General features: G+C 38.3%; 18 protein-coding genes. 6 read left to right on the top strand and 12 right to left on the bottom strand.

Going from position 1 to position 22,784, the window contains the following annotated elements; all coding sequences use genetic code 11:
• The first annotated feature begins 58 nt into the window (after positions 1-58).
• Positions 59-607: a DUF4251 domain-containing protein gene (locus M0D58_RS10250; RefSeq protein ID WP_248388964.1), complete on the top strand. Its 549-nt coding sequence runs from the start codon at positions 59-61 to the stop codon at positions 605-607.
• Here the strand turns inward: M0D58_RS10250 and meaB are convergent.
• Complete coding sequence (meaB, locus tag M0D58_RS10255) at positions 604-1,593, bottom strand: methylmalonyl Co-A mutase-associated GTPase MeaB (RefSeq protein WP_248388965.1); 990 nt, start codon at positions 1,591-1,593, stop codon at positions 604-606. The two genes, M0D58_RS10250 and meaB, sit on opposite strands and share 4 nt — an antisense overlap.
• Positions 1,594-1,983: 390 nt before the next feature.
• Between meaB and M0D58_RS10260 the strand changes: the two genes are divergently transcribed.
• Positions 1,984-2,274, top strand: coding sequence for a cytochrome C (locus M0D58_RS10260; protein WP_248388967.1), 291 nt, complete (start codon positions 1,984-1,986; stop codon positions 2,272-2,274).
• 19 nt (positions 2,275-2,293) lie between these two features.
• Positions 2,294-2,581 (top strand): cytochrome C, encoded by a 288-nt coding sequence (locus tag M0D58_RS10265; protein WP_248388969.1) that lies wholly within the window; start codon positions 2,294-2,296, stop codon positions 2,579-2,581.
• Between the two features lie 45 nt (positions 2,582-2,626).
• Here the strand turns inward: M0D58_RS10265 and M0D58_RS10270 are convergent, their stop codons facing one another.
• The 3 genes from M0D58_RS10270 to M0D58_RS10280 form a co-directional block, all read right to left on the bottom strand.
• Positions 2,627-3,136, bottom strand: coding sequence for a tetratricopeptide repeat protein (locus M0D58_RS10270; protein ID WP_248388971.1), 510 nt, complete (start codon positions 3,134-3,136; stop codon positions 2,627-2,629).
• Positions 3,123-3,821: a peptide chain release factor H gene (gene prfH / locus M0D58_RS10275; RefSeq protein WP_248388973.1), complete on the bottom strand. Its 699-nt coding sequence runs from the start codon at positions 3,819-3,821 to the stop codon at positions 3,123-3,125. The genes M0D58_RS10270 and prfH overlap by 14 nt, the downstream gene beginning before the upstream one ends.
• Before the next feature lie 88 nt (positions 3,822-3,909).
• Positions 3,910-5,301: an RtcB family protein gene (locus M0D58_RS10280; RefSeq protein ID WP_248388975.1), complete on the bottom strand. Its 1,392-nt coding sequence runs from the start codon at positions 5,299-5,301 to the stop codon at positions 3,910-3,912.
• A gap of 771 nt (positions 5,302-6,072) precedes the next feature.
• On the opposite strand from M0D58_RS10280, the gene M0D58_RS10285 reads away from it, so the two are divergent.
• Positions 6,073-6,930: a fasciclin domain-containing protein gene (locus M0D58_RS10285; RefSeq protein ID WP_248388977.1), complete on the top strand. Its 858-nt coding sequence runs from the start codon at positions 6,073-6,075 to the stop codon at positions 6,928-6,930.
• 210 nt (positions 6,931-7,140) lie between these two features.
• Positions 7,141-8,094 carry a fasciclin domain-containing protein gene (locus M0D58_RS10290; protein ID WP_248388979.1) on the top strand — a complete coding sequence of 318 codons (954 nt, stop codon included), beginning with the start codon at positions 7,141-7,143 and terminating at the stop codon, positions 8,092-8,094.
• Positions 8,095-8,160: 66 nt separating this feature from the next.
• On the opposite strand, the gene M0D58_RS10295 is transcribed toward M0D58_RS10290, so the two are convergent.
• From M0D58_RS10295 to M0D58_RS10325, 7 genes are all read right to left on the bottom strand, one after another.
• Complete coding sequence (locus M0D58_RS10295) at positions 8,161-8,661, bottom strand: hypothetical protein (protein WP_248388981.1); 501 nt, start codon at positions 8,659-8,661, stop codon at positions 8,161-8,163.
• 60 nt (positions 8,662-8,721) lie between these two features.
• The gene (scpA, locus tag M0D58_RS10300) at positions 8,722-10,839 is read right to left on the bottom strand and encodes a methylmalonyl-CoA mutase (RefSeq protein WP_248388983.1); all 2,118 of its coding nucleotides are present in this window, start codon (positions 10,837-10,839) and stop codon (positions 8,722-8,724) included.
• A gap of 369 nt (positions 10,840-11,208) precedes the next feature.
• Positions 11,209-13,320 carry a prolyl oligopeptidase family serine peptidase gene (locus M0D58_RS10305; RefSeq protein WP_248388985.1) on the bottom strand — a complete coding sequence of 704 codons (2,112 nt, stop codon included), beginning with the start codon at positions 13,318-13,320 and terminating at the stop codon, positions 11,209-11,211.
• 124 nt (positions 13,321-13,444) lie between these two features.
• Positions 13,445-14,530: a peptide chain release factor 1 gene (gene prfA / locus M0D58_RS10310; RefSeq protein ID WP_089858019.1), complete on the bottom strand. Its 1,086-nt coding sequence runs from the start codon at positions 14,528-14,530 to the stop codon at positions 13,445-13,447.
• 137 nt (positions 14,531-14,667) lie between these two features.
• Complete coding sequence (locus M0D58_RS10315) at positions 14,668-17,508, bottom strand: alpha-amylase family glycosyl hydrolase (protein WP_248388987.1); 2,841 nt, start codon at positions 17,506-17,508, stop codon at positions 14,668-14,670.
• A gap of 445 nt (positions 17,509-17,953) precedes the next feature.
• Positions 17,954-18,250 (bottom strand): hypothetical protein, encoded by a 297-nt coding sequence (locus tag M0D58_RS10320; protein WP_177175296.1) that lies wholly within the window; start codon positions 18,248-18,250, stop codon positions 17,954-17,956.
• A gap of 191 nt (positions 18,251-18,441) precedes the next feature.
• Positions 18,442-20,049, bottom strand: a complete 1,608-nt coding sequence (locus M0D58_RS10325; protein ID WP_248388989.1) for a fumarate hydratase — start codon at positions 20,047-20,049, stop codon at positions 18,442-18,444.
• A 196-nt stretch (positions 20,050-20,245) separates the two neighbouring features.
• Between M0D58_RS10325 and fumC the strand changes: the two genes are divergently transcribed.
• A complete protein-coding gene (gene fumC, locus M0D58_RS10330) occupies positions 20,246-21,640 on the top strand; it encodes a class II fumarate hydratase (protein WP_248388991.1) in 1,395 nt (464 codons plus the stop codon).
• Between the two features lie 82 nt (positions 21,641-21,722).
• Here fumC and M0D58_RS10335 read toward each other — a convergent pair whose 3' ends face one another.
• Entirely contained in the window at positions 21,723-22,760 is a 1,038-nt protein-coding gene (locus tag M0D58_RS10335; RefSeq protein ID WP_248388993.1) for an outer membrane beta-barrel protein, read from the bottom strand.
• Positions 22,761-22,784 lie beyond the last annotated feature (24 nt).

Consider the following 22,784-nt stretch of genomic DNA (forward strand, 5'->3'; position numbering starts at 1 on the left):
TTTTAAGCTTATATATTTGCATACAATTTGCTGTTTGAATCCGTATATATTTATTATTATGAAAAAGTTTATCTCCATTATATGCATGCTTACCTTTCTATTGCTTTTCGAAAACTGTTCTTCACAGAGCAGCAATATGGATGTCCAGGCAGTAACGGCGCTTGTAAATTCCCAGGATTTTTCGTTTCAGGCACAGAGAGCCAATCCTACCAATTATGACGTTATCAATATTGCAAACTCATTGCCTAATGCTCCCGCTACCAGAATTTTTGACCTGACCGGCAGCAATTACAGCATCGATATCAGACCTAACAGTCTGGAAGTTGCACTCCCTTATTTTGGAAGAGTTTTTAACCCTACCTATGGAAATACAACACAAAACAGTTACCGATTTACTTCAAAGGATTTTACCATTAATAAAAGTCAGAATAAAAAAGGAGCCTGGATTGTAAGAATTAAAACCAATGATGTGAAAGCTGTTGATGAAATTATTATTGAAGTTTCGAAATCCGGACAAGCTCTTACCTCTATAAGAAGCAACGACAGGCAGCCGATTTCGTATTATGGATATATTACAAAAAATGAAGAACAGAAAGTTCAGCCTTAAGATTTTTCTTTAGATAAAAATTTTTCCACAAATAATTTTGCTTCGGTACTTGGATTGGAAACCAGTGCAGAAGCATTTTTTTTATGCTGAAGATAAGCCTCTTCCAAAGTATTGTTTTTCTTCATCTCCGACAAAATATATTCCTGAACCCAATATTCGAAACGCTTTTCAGCCTGCTGATTTCTTACTTGATCAAATCTGTTGGTTTTCTTTTTAAGGCTAATGAATTCATCAATTTTTTCAAAAACTTCATTAAGCCCCTCATTGCTTAAAGCAGAACCCAGTAAAACCGGAACTTTCCAGTCTTTTTCTTTTGGAGGAATAAAATCCAGTGCTCTTTTTAATTCGATCCTCGTATTTTTCGCTTTCCGCAGATTTTCTTCATCAACTTTATTGATAAAGATCACATCTACCATTTCCATGATTCCTCTTTTGATTCCCTGAAGTTCATCTCCGCCGCCGATTATTTTTAAAAACAGGAAAACATCTGTAATATCTGCGACCAAAACTTCAGACTGACCGACACCTACGGTTTCTATTAAAATATAATCGTAGCCCGCTGCTTCGCAGATCATCATGGTTTCAAAAGTGGTATTGGCAACACCTCCCAGAAATCCTGAGCTTGGAGAAGGCCTTATAAAAGCGTTTTCTTCTTTTGCCAGTTCTTCCATCCTTGTTTTATCGCCCAGAATACTTCCTTTATTAATGGCTGAACTCGGATCAATCGCCAGAACCGCCACCTTCTTGCCATTGGCAATTGCAAGCCTGCCAAAATTTTCAATAAAGGTTGATTTTCCCGCACCCGGAACACCTGTTACGCCCACTCTGATGGAATTTCCCGTGAAAGGCATCACCTCTTTTAGTAATTCTTCGGCTTGTTGGCGGTGCTCAGCTTTTTTACTTTCTACTAAGGTAATGGCTTTTGCAATCAGGCGTTTGTTTCCTGACTGTATTCCTTCCAATAGTTCTTTTGTAGAAAATTTCATTGATCCAAAAATAGACAATTAAAAGCCAATGGTCAAGAGGATTGGTTTATTTAAATATTATTTCATTTAATTTATCATGACAAATTGTGGGGACTTTGCTTTTTTACCTGATGTTTTGCTGCTAAAGCATAGAAATGACGTGTTGATGTTTTAGTTTCTAATGAAAGGCCTATACCCTAGCCCAGATCGAACGGTATGTTTGAGCTCTTTTGTTATTTCGGGGTTGCGGCGGCAAAGCCGCCGCAACCCCGAAATAACAAAAAGCGAGTAGTGAGAGCTGGAAAAAGCTCCTAAAAAAATGCTTTATTTGTATTACTTCTAAATTGAATCCCCGTTTAACTGATGAAAAAAGGAAATTCCTACATTTGTTTTATTCAAATAATTGACAACATGAAAAAAATCATTGCTGTAGCATCTTTTACAGCCGTTTTATTGGCTTCTTGTACACCAAAAGCAACAACAGCAGCCACTCCGGCAGCCGCTGTATCTACAGCCGAACAAATTGCACAGGGAAAAACCATTTTCGAAAACTCCTGCGGAAGATGCTATAAACTCCCGGATCCTGCATCTCACACTTCTGTGCAGTGGGTGGGAATCATGAATTCTATGGCGCCGAAAGCAAAACTGAACGATGAACAGCACCAGTGGGTGTACGATTACATCGTTTCTGCAAAAAAATAATCACTTCAAAAATATTATTATGAAAAAACTGATATTAAGCGCGATAGGATTTTCTGCATTGCTTGTATCGTGCGGACCCAAAAGCACTGCGGTAACAGGGCCTAAGTACACTTCATCCGAACAACTGGAGCAGGGAAAGACGATTTTTGAAAATTCCTGTAACAAATGCCACGCTCTTCCTAATCCGGAAAAGCACGACGACCAGGGATGGCTAAAGACACTGAGCAGAATGGCACCGAAAGCTAAACTGAACGACGAACAGCATCAAATGGTATATGACTATCTGATTTCCGTAAACAAGAAATAACCAGACGGAAAGTTCTACCAAGACTATTACAATACAAAAGGAGACTTATTTTGTCTCCTTTTTTGTTTTCTTTTTCTTCGGCATTTTGGATTTAATGAATTTCTTACGGTCTTTCACCACATCCAGACTGTATTTTGTAAAGCAGTACTTTGCGGTTTCATCTAAAAATTTCAGCGCATTTACACAACTGCCGCGTTTTTCGGAAAGTAAAGACCTGTAAAACCATAAGGTTGCTTTATCAATTCCCTTGATTTTCAAAGAATAATCAATCAGTTTTTCGGCTTCGTGATAGTCTTCGTTATCAATAAGGCAGCTGATGTAATATTGAGGAACATTCAGATTCGTAACATCACACTGCATAGCTTCTTCAAAGTACAGCTTTGCCTTTTCATAATCGGATAACATCTCACTGTAGATTCTTCCCATGAGACAAAGACTGTCTGCATCTTCAGGATCATAAGATAAAGCATAATTCAACGCTTCCAGACATTCCGGAAGATTGTAAGGATAATTATCCAGCGCTTCGAAGTAGTATTTATTTTTAGTTAAGGTCATTGTTGTAATTTTTTAATTCTTTTTTCAGTTGGTCTCTTTGCTTTTTGAAAGATTTTTCCTGATGGTTCTTTTTAAAATCCGTTCCGGAAAATGTCCGGATGGGATTTCCTCTCTGTACCTGCAGATGATTATTCCATGTATCCTGTAATCTTTTCTGAATCATGATAATATTTTGTTCCAATACTTTCTCTTTCAGTCTTGAAATGGAAATCTTCTTATTTTCCAGCTGAGAACGAGAATCCTGCACGAAAACACTGTGACCGGTCGGAAGGTATGTGGCCCGTACCGCCGTATTCACCTTATTCACATTTTGTCCACCACTTCCCTGGCTTCTGGCCGTCTGAAAACGAATATCCTTTTCGTTAAAACTTACTTTCCTTTCTTCTTCCAGTTCAAAGATTCCGATGAACCAGTTGGTTCTTTTATGTAGCTTCCTAAAAGTACTTTTCCCGGTCCAGCAAATACTTCCCAACCAGTTTTTTAAAAATTCGTTTACCATTTTTGATTTTAAAAGAATGGTTACGGATTTGAGGGTAAGGTTTTCGTCACCGTTTTCACGATGAATGATTTCATAGTCTATATAGTTATTTTTTGCGTCCTCAAGGAAAACCTTCAGCACTTTTGCCACTACCCACTGGCATTCCAAAGGTCCTTTTCCGGAGGTTATTTGTATTATTTTGTCCATTGTTATTTTTTTGTTAACCGTTGTTGTTGGTTGATGGTTATTAGGAAATAGATATCTATCAACTAACAGCCATCCACAAACAACCAAATTATTTATCCATCCTCACAATCCGAGGCTGAAAAGTTCCAAGAATATCGACGAGTTCCTGTTGTGCATTCATCACTTCATTGATGTCTTTATATGCCATTGGTGCTTCTTCAGCATTACCACCCATTAAAGTGACATTTTTAAGTTTTAATTCTTTTCTGATATCATTCTGGGTAAAAAGATTTCTGCATTCTCCTCTTGAATATGCTCTTCCCGCTCCATGAGAAGCGGAGTTCAGCGAATCCGGATTTCCTTTTCCGCGCACGATAAATCCTTTTGCCGTCATAGAACCGGGAATCATTCCCAATTCATTTTCATTGGCCGGAGTTGCTCCCTTTCTGTGGACAATCACTTCTTTTCCGTTATGAATTTCTTTCCATGCGAAATTATGGTGATTTTCAATTTTTGCTTTTACCCTTCCTCCGACAGCTTTCACAAGTCTTCTGTGAATATCATCGTGACATGCTGAAGCATAGTCTCCTGCAAGATTCATTGCCGTCCAGTATTCTAATCCTAGATGGGTATTCAGATCCAGCCAGGCAAATTGCTGTGCTTCTTTGGGTAGCGGGCACTGCTCTGTTGCAACCCTGGAATAGTATTGAGCAATTTCTGCCCCTAATCCGCGCGATCCGCTGTGTGAAAGAATTCCCAGATACTTTCCCTTCGGAAGCCCGATCTGACCGTCTTCTTCTGTAATTTCCACCTCTCCGAATTCTACGAAATGATTCCCACCACCGGAAGTTCCCATTTGTTTAATGGCTTTTCCTTTCAGTCTTTTTAAAATCGGAATCATATCAAATGTATCGCTGTCGAAAATTTCATGATCGACATGAGATTTATGAGTTTCATACATCCCGAATTTTGTATGCTCCATTAGTACTTTCTCATACTTATCTCTTGCTCCGTCCAGATAGGAAACCGGAGTATCCAAAATACTCAGGCTCATTCTACAGCCGATATCCATCCCGACTCCGTAGGGAATCACTGCGTTTTCAACAGCAAGCACTCCTCCGATCGGTAGACCGTAACCGCTGTGCGCATCAGGCATTAAAGCTCCACTTACTGAGACCGGAAGTTTCAGTGCTGTGTACAGCTGATTTTTTGCTTCATCTGAGATATTATTTCCGAAAATCTGAAAAGAAGCCCGGTTTGCATTGAGCATTCTTTTTTCTGTTTTTTTTGATGAAAGCAGGGCTTCCGCTATTTGTCCGAAGGTTAAATCTTTTTCGAAGTGCTCCGGATTTTGCAGAATTTTTTTTAAAAGAGATTTCACATGATGTATATTCTTCGTCGCAAAATTTCTTTTCATGACTTCCAAAGCAATGTTGATACTTTGATTGTTCGGATAGCCTATTTTTAATATGTCTTTTCCTTTAAGTTTTAAATTTCCCATTGTTTTTGTTTTAGACTTTAGATGTGAGATATTAGATATTAGATTTTAATACATCACATATATTCTTCCCGACTAAATATCAGCCATTCCTCACACAAACTGAAACGTATGTGACCAAGGTTTAAATAATCTATCTTAATATTGAGATTATTCAATTCACTTCTCTATTTTCAGAATGACAAAGCGGATATTCCTAGCCCGGATTGCAGCGGCTACCCCACAGCGAACCTGAAAGGTGAGTGAGGAGTAATAGCGGAAAGCCGGAAATAGCTTCAAATAAAAATTCTCTGCTATTTGGGAAGTTGCTGAATTTTATAAATTGATTTCGGGAAACTGTTTAAGTTTGAATATTGGCACAAAAAACCCGAAATCTGTTCGACTTCGGGTTTTGGTATATCATTGTACTGTTGTTCTAAGAATGCACCAAGCCACGAAGCCTTACCACCATAAGCGGTAATCCAACTGTAGAATTCTGATTAGATCTGAACATTGCTTCGATTTTTAAGGATTAAACTTGATTTACAGATGCAAATATATAAAAAATTTTAAGCTGGAAAAAACTACTTATGTAAAAGTATAATTTAAGAGGGAAAAAAATATTTTAAAAAAAGTTTATTTATATACCAACTTGTGCAAAAAAAGTATATATTTGAACGATTCAAAAAAAATTACATTATGAAAAAAATTATTAAAACAGCCTTATTTTTAGGCTTAGCGGCCTTTGGCCTGATCTCATGTCAGCATGACAATGACAACGACAACAACCCTCAAATGACTGTCTATCAGTTAATTTCAGCAGATAATGATTTGCGTACTCTTAAATCCGCGGTAGACAAAGCAGGATTATCTGCTACACTTAATCAGACCGGTCCCCTGACTCTGTTTGCACCTGGTAACACTGCATTTAATGCGTTTTTACAAGCAAATGGATATGCAAGTTTAAATGACGTACCCACAGCAGCGCTGAGAACTTTATTGATGAATCATGTTCTGGGCTCGGAATTGAAAGCGTCTCAACTTTCAACGGGTTATGTTTCTACTTTGGCAATTGGTGCGGCTTCCGTTGCACGACCTATCAGCATGTTTATTAATACCAGCAGTGGTGTAAAAATTAACGGGGTATCTTCTGTAGTATCAGCAGATATTGACGCCAGCAACGGTGTTATACATAAAGTGAACGCCGTAATAGGTTTGCCAACTATTGTCACCCATGCCACGGCAAATCCGCAGTTTAGTTCTCTTGTTGCTGCACTAACAAGAAATGACATGCCGAACTTTGTGGGAATACTTAGCGGAACGACAAATTCTCCCTTCACAGTATTTGCGCCAACCAATCAGGCATTCTCATCATTATTGACTGAAGTGGGCCTTCCTAATCTTGCAGCAATCCCACAGCCGCTCCTTGAAAATACGTTAAAGTATCATGTTGTAACGGGAGTGAATGTTGCATCAAATAATCTCTTCAATAATATGATTGTACCTACTTTCCAGGGAAGTACATTTAAAATCACAACTACAGGAGGTGCTAAGATTACAGATAAAAACAACAGAGTATCAAATATTGTTGCCACTGATGTACAATGCAACAATGGAATAATTCATGTCATAAACAAAGTTCTTTTACCATAGAGACTATTATTAAGTAAGCATGCCGGAAAATCCGGTATGCTTTTTTATGATCGTGTTTTAAATATCTATTTCAGATGGGAAACATCTTTTGTAAGGAAACAAGTCCTTTATAGTTATTCTAAATTAATATTTTTAATAAAATATTTTATTAAAAATAAAAAATAGGTATAATTTTTGCCTGTCTGTTTTTACACATTAACCTAAAGTATTATGAAAAATTTTTTAAAACCTCTACTCTTTTCGGGAATCGCTGTATTTTCAATATACTCGTGCGATGACAATGATGATGTAATGATGGACTCTGAAATGACTGTCTATCAAAGAATTTCTTCAGACACAGATCTGAGTAATCTGAAAGCTGCCGTAGATAAGACAGGTCTATCATCAACCCTTGACCAATCCGGAACATTTACATTATTTGCACCCACCAATGCCGCTTTTGCAACATTTTTGCAGGCCAACGGATATGCAAGTTTAAATGACGTACCCACAGCAGCGCTGAAAACTTTACTGATGAATCACGTATTGGGTACTGAAGTAAAAAGTTCAGGAATATCAACCGGATATGTTTCCACGCTTGCCATTGGTCCGGCTTCCTCAACACGCCCGCTAAGCATGTTTATTAATACAAGCAGCGGCGTTAGAATCAATGGTGTTTCTTCAGTTGTTGCTACGGATATTGATGTAAATAATGGCGTAATCCATAAGGTAAATGCAGTTATCGGGTTACCGACAGTCGTGACACATGCCACTGCAAATCCACAATTCAGTTCCCTTGTTTCTGCACTTACAAGAAACGATATGCCAAATTTTGTAGGTATCCTCAGTGGTACAGCGAATTCGCCTTTCACGGTATTTGCTCCTACCAATACTGCTTTTTCATCATTATTAACGGAGCTGAATCTTGCAAATCTGGCAGCAATTCCACAAACTATACTTGAAAACACATTAAAGTACCACGTCGTAACAGGAGCTAACGTAGCATCAACAAACCTGACCAATAATATGACAGTGACTACTTTCCAAGGAGGGACATTCAAAATCAATACAACAAGTGGGGCGAAAATTACAGATAACAACAACAGGGTATCTAATATAATCGCCACTGATGTTCAATGCAGCAATGGAATTATTCATGCTATAGACAAAGTTTTATTACCCTAAACCATAACTATTAATTACAGTAAAGCCTGCCGGAAATCCAGCAGGCTTTATATTTTAAACTTATAATCAGTCTTTCGAACCCAGACTGTCCATATCATCATCCATTCCTCTTACTTCATTCGAGTGATATACTCTTTCCGATCCCAGGAAATAAATATTATGTCTTGCCTTCGCAATAATTCCGTCATACTCCTGCTCAGTCATCCCTTCAGGAATATCTTTTTGATTGTCTGAAGGCTTTTTAAACACTTCAAGGGCTCCATTTCTGTTTAAAATGGATTTTGCTGAGGCCGCTTCTTCGGCATTATCTGCATAAACAACAATATTGTTTCGTCCAATGCTATGTTTACGATAAGCATCCAGCATCTCTGCATCGTGTGCAAAAGTATACTCAAAAAAGCCTTTCGTCTGTTCGTCCTCCTGATAATGGTCGGTTGATAATCCGCTTTCTACGCTTGATTTTGAAACAACAATATTTGCTTCACTGAAACCGTTTTCTTTTAAATCTCTTTTAATTTCCTGTGTATCCACAGTCACCGGAAATACTGAAACTACTGTATAAGCCATAATGAAAATTTTCATTAAACTATACAAAAGCTGTGCAACTTATACTTTGCAATCGTTAATTTAATTTAAAAATTTCTTCAAAATATCCACCGCACACTTTGGAAGATTGGTTCCGGGACCAAAGATAAAATCGGCTCCATTGGCATATAAGAATTCATAATCCTGTTGGGGAATTACACCACCAACAACGATCGTGATATCATCGGCACCTAGTTTTTTCAATTCTTCAACCACCTGTGGAACCAGTGTTTTGTGTCCGGCTGCCAAAGAAGAAACACCAAGAATGTGAATATCATTTTCCACAGCCTGTTTCGCAACTTCCTCAGGTGTTTGAAACAATGGCGCAACATCTACATCAAATCCCATATCCGCAAAAGCGGTAGCGACTACCTTTGCACCTCTGTCGTGCCCGTCCTGACCCATTTTTGCCACCATTAATCGGGGACGTCTACCTTCTTCCTTCTCAAATTTCTGAGTCAGCTGAAGTGCTTTTTCAAAGTATTCATTTTTTCCTGCATTCATGGCGTAAACTCCTGATATTGTTCTGATATTGGCTTTGTATCTTCCGAAACTTTCTTCCATCGCATCACTCATTTCTCCAAGCGTTACTCTTCTGCGTGCCGCTTCAATACACGATGCGAGAAGGTTTCCTTCTCCCGTTTTGGCTGATTCCCGGATTTCATTTAAAATCTGAACAACAGCTTCTGCATTTCTTTCTTCTTTTATTTTATTTAATCTTTCGATCTGCTTTCTGCGAACTTCCGTATTGTCGATATCTAATATTTCTATCTGATCTTGTTTTAAAGCAGATTTAAATGAATTAACACCAATAATGAATTCTTCTCCACTGTCAATTTTTGCCTGTTTCTTTGCAGCCGCTTCTTCAATTCTCATTTTCGGGATTCCGGCTTCGATGGCTTTCGTCATTCCTCCTTCCTGCTCTACCTCATCGATATATTTCATGGCTTCTTCGATCATCTGCTGGGTAAGGCTTTCCACCAAATTACTACCTCCCATAGGATCTACCACGTCGCAGATTCCGCTTTCCTGCTGAAGAATAATCTGGGTGTTTCTTGCAATTTTCGCGGAATAGTCTGTCGGAAGAGCAATAGCTTCGTCTAAAGCGTTCGTATGAAGAGACTGTGTACCTCCCAATGCTGAAGATAACGCTTCAATTGCTGTTCTGGTAATATTATTGAAAGGCTCCTGCTCGGTCAATGACCAACCTGAAGTTTGCGAGTGTGTTCTTAAGGCTAAAGACTTAGGATTTTGTGGATTGAACTGTTTTAAAAGGGTTGCCCAAATATATCTTGCGGCGCGCATTTTTGCGATTTCCATGAAGTGATTCATTCCGATAGCCCAGAAAAAGGATAGCCTCGGAGCAAAATCATCAACATTCATTCCTGCTTTTATCCCTGTTCTTACATATTCCAATCCGTCTGCAAGGGTGTAAGCCATTTCCAGAACCGGTGTTGCCCCCGCTTCCTGCATGTGATATCCGGAGATTGAAATCGAATTGAATTTCGGAATATATTTCGAAGTATATTCAAAAATATCGGCAATAATTTTCATGGATGGCGCGGGCGGATAGATGTAGGTATTTCTCACCATGAATTCTTTCAAAATATCATTCTGAATGGTTCCCGAAAGCAGTTCCTGTGAAACACCCTGCTCTTCTGCGGCAACAATATAAAAAGAAAGGATCGGCAAAACGGCCCCGTTCATCGTCATGGAAACAGAAATCTGATCTAATGGAATTTCGTTGAATAAAATTTTCATATCCTCAACAGAATCGATTGCCACTCCGGCTTTTCCTACATCACCAACCACTCTTGCATGATCCGAATCGTATCCTCTGTGAGTTGCCAAATCAAATGCAACGGAAAGTCCCTTTTGTCCTGCTGCTAAATTTCTTCTGTAAAAAGCATTGGATTCTTCTGCCGTTGAAAAACCTGCATACTGACGGATCGTCCACGGCTTCTGGACGTACATGGTGGAGTAAGGCCCCCTTAAATAAGGTGCAATTCCAGGAGTCGTGTGAGTTAATTCTTTGTCGTTAACATCTTCTGCCTTGTAGGAAGACTTTAGCTGTAGACCATCTTTTTCAAATGGATAAATTTCAGTCTGCCTTTCAGCAATCGTAAATTGAGGAGTTTTATTCAGAACTTCCCGTCTCATAATTTCAGATTTATTATAGCGCTAAAATTAAGCATTTTTGAGATAATACACCCATCTTTAGTTTTCTGTTCCCGATTAAGGAAATGCAGACTCTCGAGAGTACATCAAAAACATTGAATCATAAATCAGAAAAGATCTTCGTCACTAGAGAAAAAGTCTTCGTTATGGCATTCAAAATATACTATATCGCCAAACAATCTTTTATAATGCATAAAAGATCTACTATACTGAACAAAGAATCTTCTATACTGCACAAAAAAAATGGTCTATAGCAGACAAAAAATATTCTATACCGGATAAAAGATTTTATTAATCCTGATATTGAAAAAGCCGGGCTAAAGCCCGGCCTCATTACATTTAATTAACTATTTATTTTCCTAATTTACGAATTCCCATTTCATATAGCGCAAAGGAAATCAGGTCTGCATTTTCACCAATCACCTGATCCGTAGATCTTCCGGCACCGTGTCCTGCATTTTTTTCAATTCTCAATAAAATAGGATGATCACAGGCCTGCTTTTCCTGAAGCTCTGCCCCGAATTTAAAAGAATGTGCCGGAACCACCCTGTCATCATGATCACTGGTGATAATCATAGTAGAAGGATAGCAGGTTTCTGCTTTTACATTATGAACCGGAGAATACGATTTTAAATATTCAAACATTTCTTTGTTGTCCTCGGCTGTTCCGTAATCGTAAGACCAACCTGCACCGGCTGTAAATTTATTATATCTCAACATATCAAGTACGCCAACTCCCGGGAATGCTACTCTTGCCAGATCAGGACGCATTGTCATGGTAGCTCCTACGAGAAGTCCTCCGTTTGATCTGCCGGAAAGTGCCATGAATTGTTTTGAAGTGTATCCTTTTTGCTGTAAGTATTCTCCTGCCGCAATGAAATCATCAAACACATTTTTCTTATTCATTTTTGTTCCGGCGTCATGCCATTTTTTTCCGTATTCACCACCTCCCCGAATGTTCGGAACGGCATAAATCCCGCCATTTTCCATCCAGATGGCATTCACAACAGAGAAGGCAGGCTGCAAGCTGATGTTAAAACCTCCGTAAGAATACAAAATCGTAGGATTTTTACCATCCAGTTTTGTTCCTTTTTTGTAGTTGATCATCATTGGAACTTTTGTGCCGTCTTTTGAGGTGTAAAATACCTGTTCCGAAACATAATCTTCTGGGTTAAATTTCACTTTTGGCTTTTGATATACTTCCGATTTTCCGGTATCAGCATTAAATTTATAGGTTGTTCCCGGAGTGATATAATTGGTGAATGAGTAATAAAGTTCCTTCTCTTTTTCTTTTCCTCCGAAACCTGAAACATTTCCTTTTCCGGGAAGTGTAATTTCACGGATTACCTTACCGTTTCTGTCATATTGTGTAACCTTATCAATAGCGTCGATCATGTAGGTTGCAAAGAAATACCCTCCACCGGTTGTAATTCCCAGCACATTTTCCGTTTCAGGAATAACATCTTTCCATGTTTCCGGAGCCGGATTTTTAATGGTGGTTTTTACCAAACGCATATTCGGTGCATCTTTATCGGTAAAGATATACAGATTGTCTCCCTGGGTATCAACAATGCTTGCGTTAATATCAAAGCCTTTATTAATCTGCACAAAATCGCCTCCGTTTTTAAGATCTTTTATGTACAATTCATTTCCATTAGTTGCATTGGCTGCTGAAATAATCAAATACCGCTGATCTTCGGAAACTCCTGCTCCGATATATCTTCTCGGAGTTTTATCGCCTCCGAAAATTAATTGGTCTTCAGATTGTTTTGTTCCTAATTTATGAAAATACACTTTATGCTTATCCGTCATACCGGAAAGTACGGTTCCTTCTTTGGGTTTATCGTAGCTTGAATAATAAAAGCCTTCATCACCCTGCCATGAAATCCCGCTGAACTTTACATCCACGATCGTTTCGTCGATTTGCTTTTTCGAAACAGCATCGATGATAATGATTTTATTCCAGTCGCTTCCTCCTTCTGAAATAGAATAGGCGGCAAGATTTCCTTTTTTGTTAAATGATAACTGGGAAAGTGACGTTGTCCCTTTATCCGAAAATTTATTCGGGTCTAAAAATACTTCTGTAGCCTTCGTTTTGTTATTTGTTCTATACAAAACAGATTGTGCCTGTAAGCCATTATTTTTGTAATAATAAGTATACTCTCCTTCCTGGAATGGGGCCGAAATTTTCTCATAGTTCCAGATATCCGTCAGTTGTTTTCTGATTTCTTCCCTGAACGGGATTTTTGAAAGATAATCCTGGCTGTGTTTTACTTCTTCATCAACCCATTTTCTGGTGGCTTCGGAATCGTTTTCAAGATCTCTGAAAGGGTCTGCAACGGCAGTTCCGAAATAATTATCGGTTTGGTTTCCTTTTAATGCTTTAGGATACATCATTTTTTGTGAATACAATGTTGCCGAAAACAGGACTCCGGCGGTTAGTAATAGTGGTCTGAATTTCATATTAGCTATTTTCCCAAAAATAAGGAATCTATCTGAAATTCTTTACAGCAAAAAAGTTATCGATGATCTAAAATAAAAATCTCCGGAAAACCGGAGATTTAACAAAGATTTTATGATAAAGATTTTATAAATTTTCTTCTTCGCCTTTCATTTTTTCGGCATTTTCTGCCATGATTACGGCGTCAATCATTTCAGAGATATCTCCGTTCATGTAGGCATCCAGGTTGTACATGGATTTGTTGATTCTGTGATCCGTCACCCTTCCCTGCGGATAATTGTAGGTTTTGATCTTCGCCGAACGGTCTCCTGTGGAAACCATCGATTTACGCTGGGCAGCAATATCACCCTGTACTTTCTGAAGCTCTATATCGTATAGTTTAGTTCTCAGCATTTCCATCGCAAGCTCACGGTTTGCCAACTGGGAACGTGCCTGCTGACAAACTACTACCAACCCCGAAGGTTTGTGGGTAAGCTGCACTTTGGTTTCAACTTTGTTTACGTTCTGGCCTCCTGCTCCTCCGGATCTGGAAGTCTGCATTTCGATGTCCGCCGGATTCAGTTCAAAATCTACTTCTTCGGCTTCCGGAAGAACCGCAACCGTAATGGCAGAAGTATGAACCCTTCCCTGAGATTCCGTTTCGGGAACACGCTGTACACGGTGAACGCCGGATTCAAATTTCATGATTCCGTACACGCCTTCTCCTTCCACTTTCATGATGAGTTCCTTGTAGCCTTTTGCCGCTTCGTTTGAATCTGTCACCTCATGTCTCCATCCTTTTGTCTTGAAGTACATGGAATACATTCTGTAGATATCTTCCACAAAAATCGCTGCTTCATCTCCCCCTGTTCCTGCACGAAGTTCCACGATTACGTTTTTGTCATCTGCAGGATCCTTAGGAATTAACAATACTTTTAATTCTTCTTCCAGGCCGGGAATTTTTTCTAAAGCCTCGTTCTTTTCGATTTTTGCCAGTTCTACAAAATCTTTGTCGGATCCGTCTGCAATAATCTCGTCAGATTCTTCAATCGTATCCAAAGCACCTTTATATTGATCGTAAACTCTTACAATTTTCCCCAAATCACTATATTCTTTGTTCAGAGAAGAATATCTTTTCTGATCTGAAATAACATCAGGCTGAATAATAAGGTCTGCCACCTCATTATATCTTTGTTTTATAGCTTCTAATTTTGGAATTAAACTCTTAGACATAGTAAAAATTTAGTTGGCAAAGATACGGATTGATTTGTAGATGTGCTAATTTCGGAAAGAAATGACGGTTCTTATTTAAAGTCTTATCCATAAACTTATTTTCAACATAAAAAAAGACCGCTTGAAGCGGCCTAAGTTTATTGTATAATCATTTTCTGAATAGCAACTCCAGAATCTGATTTTAAATGAACCAGATAGGTACCCGGCGCATAATTAGCGTTTAATTCATATGTCCCGTCTTCATTTTTAAGTTTAAAGCTATCAACTCTCTTACCACTCATATCGTAGATTAAAATTTCTCCGTTTTTGGCTTTGTGATACATTAATATTGCCAAACCGTTTTTCACCGGATTATCTGCGATCTGCAATGACAGTTTATAGGCTGCGGTTTCATCAATTGTTGACAAATTTCCTACATAGTTTCCGAAAATTCTGAACTCTCCCGGCTGTAAAGTGATGGCTGCCGTGGTAGAAGTGATGTTTGAGATTGAATTATCCATAAGATTCTGCCACTGCCCTGTATAAGGGAAATATGGAACTACATTCTGTGCTGTTGTGTTGTAGTTTGCCACTACGACAATATTTTTCACACCGTTGGTAAGGGTATTATCGTAAACATAGATTCTTGTAATCAATCCGTTCGGATCGTTGGTAAGATTATTAGATTCTACAGTATATGTCTTCGATCTGAAAACAGGATATGCATTTCTGATATCAATAATTTTAGCCCAGGTATCATATACAGCTTTTCTATTAACGTTGGTATCATATCCAAGTGTAAACGCAATTGGTTTTTCATCCGTTCTGCATCCAGGGTTAATAGAGCCGTCGCCACATCTGTTGATACTGAATTCGTAGCCCAGCTCGCCAAACTGCCATATCATTTTAGGCCCCGGAATAGTGAAGAAAGTAGCTCCGAACGTTTTCATTCTTTCTAAAGCGGTATTAAGATTTTTCACATCATAGCTTCCGTTTACAGCTCCATAAGCCAGGTTCTTAAACATTAATCTTTCTTCATCATGACTTTCACCAAAACCTACCGCATGCATATTTGTAAAGCCATGAAGTGCATGATTCATTCTATCGTAACTGCTGTTTTCCTTATAGCCCATTGTATTTTGGTTGTAAGGATCAGTTTGTTTATTCCAAAGCATCACACCTTTTCCTTCCGCAACTCTGTAATTGGCCCATTGCTGCTCTTCGGCATCCGTTCCTAAGTGCTCAAAAATCATGTAAGAATTCGGATCTATTGTCCATTGTCTGTCTGCATAATATTTTAAAATATCTACTCTGTCCTGCTGGTAGGCATTGGTGCAGGTTTCATCATTTTCAGAGCAGTTTTGGGTAAATCCTTTGGTAAGATCCCATCGGAAACCATCAATTTTATATTCGGTAAGCCATTGTTGAAGGCATCTTTCAACGTAATATTTAGTTGAAGAACTTGAATGGTTAAAATCATTAAAAACATTATAAGAATGTTTCGGAACCGTATTGAAGTAAGGATTATTAGTGGCAACATCACCATATCCGTCACCATCCGGATCTACATTCCAAAGCCTAACCAATGGCGAACGGCCGGTAGCATGATTAAAAGCGACATCCAAAATTACGGCAATACCGTTCTGATGACAGATATCAACAAATTCTTTGAACTTTTCAGGGGTTCCGTACGCTTTATCTAATGCATAATGGAAAGAGGTATTATATCCCCAGGAGAGATTCCCTTCAAATTCCATGATAGGCATTAATTCAATCGCATTAATCTTTAAATTTTTTAAATAAGTAATCTTGTTAATTAATGACTGCCATGTTTTTTCCTGCGTGAAATCCCTTAATAATAATTCATAAATCACAAGATTATCTTTAGCTGGTCGCTGGAAGTTGGTAACCTGCCAGTTATAAGGAGACTGGCCAGTTTTAAACATGGAAACTTCAAAGCCCTGACCTGTAGGGAATGCCGGTAAATTCGGGTAAGTGGAAGAGGTAATCCACTGATCATCATAAGAAGATAAAATCTGTGGAGAATATGGATCTGCCACCTTTCTAAGGTCGTTTGTTCTGTATTGGAATGTATAGAGCTGTTGTGGAGTAAGGCCACTCAGTTCAATCCAGTACAAGTCCGGGTTTGTTGTGTCTCTCTTCATTAAGTAGGTATCGTTTACCGTCCAGTTATTAAAACTTCCGATAACGTGTACAAAATTTTTAAAAGGAGCATATAACGCCAGTCCTACTTTTGTCTGATCGGTAGGATGATAGTTTATTCCCTGCTTAATCCAGCTCGGAATAGCCTCCGAAACAACGTTTCGCGGAACCTGAAGAATAAATGTAGCATTTTTCGTATTTGAATTGGCATCCGTTGCGATCAATTCCATATTCGCATCTCCCGTTACCGTATAGCTGTACGAATAAGAAGTTGAAGGTGTTGAAGTAGAATGAACTACACTTCCATTGGCTTTTAGCTGGAATGTTGCATTAACATTGGTTGTGGCCGTAACATTTATAGAATTTCCTGCAGGAACAGACGTAAGACTGTTGACAGCCGGATTGGTCATGCTTAAATTTAGAATTCCAACATTCACAAAGATATCCGGAGAAGTCTGGCTTGTACCTGTTTTATTTTTCAATAAAAACCCGAATCTTCCGATTCCCGTTCTGCCATAAAAAGCAGTGGGTGTAAACGTTAGAGAATACGTGTCTGTTGCTGAATTGTAATTCAGCCTGTTCAATTCATTAGAGTTTGTCCAGCTTCCATTCGTAGGGCAATCCTGGCTGTTCTGATAGTTTGTGTCCAGAGACCAGGACCAGATATAAACGGCGTTGTTGGCAACTCCCCAAGCGGATTCATCTATCTGATTTCCAGGAACCGTCAAGGTAATAGCATCTGTCTCGTTAAAGGGGTTCGGGGTGATGGTATAGCTTATCTGCCCGAAGACCAGGGCCACCATAAGCAATAAAATACCAGAATAAAATTTCTTCATAATCGTTTCTTTAGTTACACGAAAGTAATTTCTTTTTTTGAAAACTAATTATTTATTATGAAAAAAATGATAAATTTTAACATATTACTATTTATGTTTTCCAGCAAAATAATTTTATAATTAAATACAATTGCCAAAAAATTCAATCTTTTATATTATCATAAATGTTTATTATAATCCGATAATAGTTATTTTAATTTTATTTTTTATGAAGATATATTTAATCTGATCTGATTTAAAGCAACTTCAGGAATTGATTTTCCTTAAAATAACTTAATTTTAAATAAGCTGCTACTTATAAAAAAGGCCCACAAAAATCTCATCCGACGATTTCAAAAATTGGAATAAAAGAAAAACCACTTACCGAAATAAGTGGTTTTAGTATATGTTGTTTTGCTTTGATATTGCTTTCCCGGAATTCATGTGGGAAAACAATGACAATCAATTAATGATGTCCGTGGCTGTCGTGGCTGTGGTCATGAATAAAAGGACCATGACCTTTTGGCTCATTGTAGATTACCTCTACTCCTTCCTGCTCGTAAACCATTTTGCTTCTGATATCTTCAGGATCAAAAGGCTTCACTTTCCCGAAGTATTCTTTCAGACCTTCAGTTAACCATAAAGGAATTACAAATCCGAAGAACATAAAGATACACCAGAATCCCACAAGGAACATGATTATGAAAAATACAGTCCAGAGGAACTGGTAAAACGGCCAAAATGCTGATAAAATCGTTATCATTTTCTTAAAGATTTTAGGCAAAAATAGGACATTTTATTTTTTTACACAAAAGATAGCCGTCCTATTTTGTTATTTATTTTGATTTTAATTAAAAAGACTAAAAGATGATGGACAAATAGATGATGGATTATGGTTTTTAGTTTTATTTATCTGTTCTCTATCCGTCTTTTATCTATCTGTGTTTATATTTTCTAATGCGCCAGATCTGCAAAGAAGTCGTTTCCTTTATCATCAGTAATGATGAAGGCCGGGAAATCTTTCACTTCAATTTTTCTTACCGCTTCCATTCCTAATTCCGGGAAATCCACCACCTCAACGGAAAGAATATTGTCTTTTGCCAGAATAGCAGCAGGGCCTCCGATAGAGCCCAGATAAAAACCGCCGTACTTTCCGCAGGCATTGGTAACGTCTTTACTTCTGTTTCCTTTGGCCAGCATAATCATGCTTCCGCCATGACTCTGGAATTCGTCCACATACACATCCATTCTTCCTGCTGTGGTAGGGCCGAAACTTCCCGAAGCCATTCCTTCCGGAGTTTTTGCGGGACCTGCGTAATAAATGGGATGATTTTTAAAATAATCAGGCATCGGTTTTCCGCTGTCGATAATTTCTTTGATTTTAGCGTGGGCGATATCTCTCGCAACGATTAAAGTTCCGTTTAATTTTAATCTTGTTTTAATCGGATATTTTGAAAGCTCTGCCAGAATTTCCGGCATTGGTTTGTTCAGATTAATCTCAATGGCTTCCTCAAGATGCGGCGGCGTATCAGGTAAGAATCTTTTCGGATTTTCTTCCAGCTGTTCCAGGAAAATACCTTCTTTTGTAATTCTACCTTTAATATTTCTGTCTGCTGAACAGGAAACTCCCATCCCGACAGGACATGAAGCGGCGTGACGGGGAAGTCTGATCACTCTCACGTCATGAGTAAGATATTTTCCGCCAAACTGAGCTCCAATCGCACTTTCCTGGCATATTTTCTGAACTTTTGCTTCCCATTCCAGATCTCTGAAAGCCTGTCCTGCTTCGTTACCCTCAGTAGGCAGATGATCATAATATTTTGCAGAAGCTTTTTTCACAGCCGCCAAATTCGCTTCCGCAGAAGTTCCCCCGATTACCAACGCCAGATGATAAGGCGGACATGCAGCCGTTCCCAGATCAGAAATTTTTTCTTTGATAAATTCTTCCAGGGATTTTTCGTTCAGTAAAGACTTTGTTTTTTGGTAAAGGAACGTTTTATTGGCAGAACCTCCTCCTTTTGTTAAGAATAAAAATTCGTAATAATCTCCTTTTTTAGCATAAATATCGATCTGCGCCGGAAGATTGGATCCCGAATTTTTCTCATCAAACATGGTTAAAGGTACTACCTGAGAATATCTTAAGTTTCTTTTCTGATAGGTATTGTAAATTCCTTTGCTTAAATATTCTCCGTCATCAACACCCGTGTATACATTTTCTCCTTTTTTACCCATTACAATTGCTGTTCCTGTATCCTGGCATGAAGGTAAGGCGCCTTCCGCTGCCACTGCTGCATTTTGCAATAGATTATAAGCAACAAATCTGTCATTATCAGTAGCTTCGGGATCGTCAATGATCCTTCTCAAGCTTTCCAAATGGGAAGAACGGAGCATGAAAGAGACATCTGCCATTGCTTCTTCGGCCAGCAATTCGAGGCCCTTCGGATCGATGGTTAAAATTTCCCGGTCTCCTAATTTTTCAACTTTTACATAGTCTGAGGTAAGCTTCTTGTACACCGTATCATCTTTCTGAATCGGATACGGATCCTGATATCTAAATTCCATTCTTCTTTTTTCTTTGGATGCAAAAATAAAACTTCGCAAAAAAACATGAGTAAAATCAGAGGCTTAGATTGATATTTATAATGATTATAAATTGTGAGTGTTTTTATTTATATGTAATTTTATAGAATCAGGCCAAGATTAAATAGAGACTGAATTTCTTAAGCCTTAACCTGAATATAATAAAACTTCAATCACAATGAATTACAGAATAGAAAAAGACACCATGGGTGAAGTGCAGGTACCTGCAGACAAGTTTTGGGGTGCACAAACCGAAAGATCCAGAAACAATTTCAAAATCGGCCCGGAAGGCTCGATGCCGCACGAAATCATTGAAGCATTTGCTTACCTTAAAAAAGCAGCCGCTTATACCAACGCTGATCTGGGCGTTCTTCCTGTAGAGAAAAGAGATATGATTGCAAAAGTATGTGATGAAATTCTTGATGGAAAACTGAATGACCAATTTCCTTTGGTTATCTGGCAAACCGGATCCGGAACACAGTCTAATATGAATGTGAATGAAGTGATCTCGAACAGGGCTCATGTAAACAATGGCGGAACTTTAGGCGAAAAATCGGAAATTCACCCGAATGATGACGTCAACAAATCCCAGTCGTCCAACGACACCTATCCTACGGCAATGCATATTGCAGCCTATCGTAAAGTTGTGGAAGTGACGATTCCTGCTGTTGAAAAATTAAGAAATACTTTAGCTGAAAAATCAGAAGCTTTCAAAGATATCGTTAAAATCGGCAGAACACATTTAATGGATGCAACACCATTAACTTTGGGACAGGAATTTTCCGGCTATGTTGCCCAGTTGAATTACGGTTTAAAAGCTTTAAAAAACACCCTTCCGCATCTTTCAGAATTGGCTTTGGGAGGAACGGCAGTAGGAACCGGACTGAACACTCCGAAAGGCTATGATGTAAAAGTCGCTGAATATATTGCTAAATTTACCAATCATCCATTTGTAACTGCAGAAAATAAGTTTGAAGCTTTAGCAGCTCACGATGCAATTGTGGAATCTCATGGCGCTTTAAAACAACTGGCAGTTTCACTATTCAAAATTGCTCAGGATATCAGATTATTGGCTTCCGGACCGCGTTCCGGGATCGGGGAAATTCATATTCCTGAGAACGAACCGGGATCTTCCATCATGCCTGGAAAAGTAAATCCTACGCAAAATGAAGCGATGACAATGGTTTGTGCACAGGTGTTAGGAAATGACACGACTATTTCTTTTGCCGGAACACAGGGAAATTATGAGCTGAATGTTTTCAAACCGGTGATGGCTTTCAACTTTTTACAGTCGGCCCAGCTAATTGCTGATGCATGTATTTCCTTTAACGATCATTGTGCGGTAGGAATAGAGCCGAATCATGAAAGAATTAAAGAACTGGTAGACAAGTCGTTGATGCTTGTTACCGCTTTGAACACACATATCGGTTATGAAAACGCAGCAAAAATTGCAAAAACAGCCCATAAAAACGGAACAACTCTTAAAGAAGAAGCTGTGAAGCTCGGACTTTTAACGGCCGAACAGTTTGACGAATGGGTGAAACCTGAAGACATGGTAGGAAGTATGAAATAAAAAAATTAAATTTAAACAGTTAATATTGTAAGAAAAACGCCCGGAAATTTTCCAGGCGTTTTGTTATATATGAATGTGTGCATTACCACCAGAGTGCAACTCCGAAAGTTAAAGCTTTATCGTTTTCAAAGGTTCCATTTTTAAAGAAATTTCCGAAATCTTTTTTAACAAAGATGCTGAAATCATCATAAGAAACTGTAAACTGCCCTCCGTAAATAAAAGGACTTACCCGATAGTCGCTTCTGTCTCTGTCGCTTATTCCGTCACCTTTGATAATATTATTGGTAGACATTTTTACTCCTCCGTAGATATTGGCGCCCACTTTAAATCCATGAGAATAATCTCTGTACTGGACATCCAGACCTGCATTTTTCAGCTTTGAAAAATTGTACTGCAATCCCAGCGGAACGACAATATAACCTGTTCTGAGCTTACTTTTACTCAATCCTTTTTCATAATTTGCCAGATATACATTGGAATTGGCATCTTTTGCCACAAACATATTGTTATCAATACTCAATGTTCTCCAGGAAAATCCGATTCCGGAAATTAATCCCCATGGACTTGTTCTGCTGAACTGGTAATTGAATTTAAGCCCAAATTCAAAATTTCCGGCATAACGCAGATTGTTATCCAAAATATTATCTGCCTTATCGTTTGTAAGATTCATAATAGAATAAGAGATATAAGGAGAAAGTTCTTTTGTTGGTCTGAATTTTTTCAACAACTTTTCCTTTAACTCCTCATTAGAAGTCACATCAGAATTAAGGAGAGAATACCGTACCTGTTTTTGAATAACGGCATCCATATCAAAGCCTAATTCTTCAATTCTCTGATCTATCTTCTCAGAATACTTACTGGCAATCAATGATTTTTGTTCATTGAATTCTGCTTTAGGAAGATTTTTAGACTGAAGCTCAGTTAACTCTACTTCCATCAGTTTTTTTTCCTCCTTAATGATCGTATCAATCTTTTTTGCATATTCGTCCACCTTTTCTTTTACAATTGGACTTACTTCGGTGTCTTCTTTTGGCTGAAGACTGAATACCGGCTTTTTCTGAGCAAATATCGCTGTAGACAATAGGCATAGCCCTCCCATCATGATAAATTTCCTGATCATATTATAATAGTTTTTTATTGTTTA

This window comes from Chryseobacterium nepalense (genome assembly GCF_023195755.1).
GTDB lineage: Bacteria > Bacteroidota > Bacteroidia > Flavobacteriales > Weeksellaceae > Chryseobacterium > Chryseobacterium nepalense.

Excerpts from the sequence above, each read along its gene's own strand:
- M0D58_RS10280 (WP_248388975.1), bottom strand. The coding sequence starts at position 5,301 with ATGGGAAATTTAAAACTTAAAGGAAAAGACATATTAAAAATAGGCTAT.
- meaB (WP_248388965.1), bottom strand. The coding sequence starts at position 1,593 with ATGAAATTTTCTACAAAAGAACTATTGGAAGGAATACAGTCAGGAAAC.
- M0D58_RS10285 (WP_248388977.1), top strand. The coding sequence starts at position 6,073 with ATGACTGTCTATCAGTTAATTTCAGCAGATAATGATTTGCGTACTCTT.
- M0D58_RS10290 (WP_248388979.1), top strand. The coding sequence starts at position 7,141 with ATGAAAAATTTTTTAAAACCTCTACTCTTTTCGGGAATCGCTGTATTT.
- M0D58_RS10315 (WP_248388987.1), bottom strand. The coding sequence starts at position 17,508 with ATGAAGAAATTTTATTCTGGTATTTTATTGCTTATGGTGGCCCTGGTC.
- M0D58_RS10265 (WP_248388969.1), top strand. The coding sequence starts at position 2,294 with ATGAAAAAACTGATATTAAGCGCGATAGGATTTTCTGCATTGCTTGTA.
- M0D58_RS10250 (WP_248388964.1), top strand. The coding sequence starts at position 59 with ATGAAAAAGTTTATCTCCATTATATGCATGCTTACCTTTCTATTGCTT.
- M0D58_RS10305 (WP_248388985.1), bottom strand. The coding sequence starts at position 13,320 with ATGAAATTCAGACCACTATTACTAACCGCCGGAGTCCTGTTTTCGGCA.
- M0D58_RS10320 (WP_177175296.1), bottom strand. The coding sequence starts at position 18,250 with ATGATAACGATTTTATCAGCATTTTGGCCGTTTTACCAGTTCCTCTGG.
- fumC (WP_248388991.1), top strand. The coding sequence starts at position 20,246 with ATGAATTACAGAATAGAAAAAGACACCATGGGTGAAGTGCAGGTACCT.
- M0D58_RS10270 (WP_248388971.1), bottom strand. The coding sequence starts at position 3,136 with ATGACCTTAACTAAAAATAAATACTACTTCGAAGCGCTGGATAATTAT.
- M0D58_RS10260 (WP_248388967.1), top strand. The coding sequence starts at position 1,984 with ATGAAAAAAATCATTGCTGTAGCATCTTTTACAGCCGTTTTATTGGCT.
- prfA (WP_089858019.1), bottom strand. The coding sequence starts at position 14,530 with ATGTCTAAGAGTTTAATTCCAAAATTAGAAGCTATAAAACAAAGATAT.
- M0D58_RS10295 (WP_248388981.1), bottom strand. The coding sequence starts at position 8,661 with ATGGCTTATACAGTAGTTTCAGTATTTCCGGTGACTGTGGATACACAG.
- M0D58_RS10325 (WP_248388989.1), bottom strand. The coding sequence starts at position 20,049 with ATGGAATTTAGATATCAGGATCCGTATCCGATTCAGAAAGATGATACG.
- scpA (WP_248388983.1), bottom strand. The coding sequence starts at position 10,839 with ATGAGACGGGAAGTTCTGAATAAAACTCCTCAATTTACGATTGCTGAA.
- M0D58_RS10335 (WP_248388993.1), bottom strand. The coding sequence starts at position 22,760 with ATGATCAGGAAATTTATCATGATGGGAGGGCTATGCCTATTGTCTACA.
- prfH (WP_248388973.1), bottom strand. The coding sequence starts at position 3,821 with ATGGACAAAATAATACAAATAACCTCCGGAAAAGGACCTTTGGAATGC.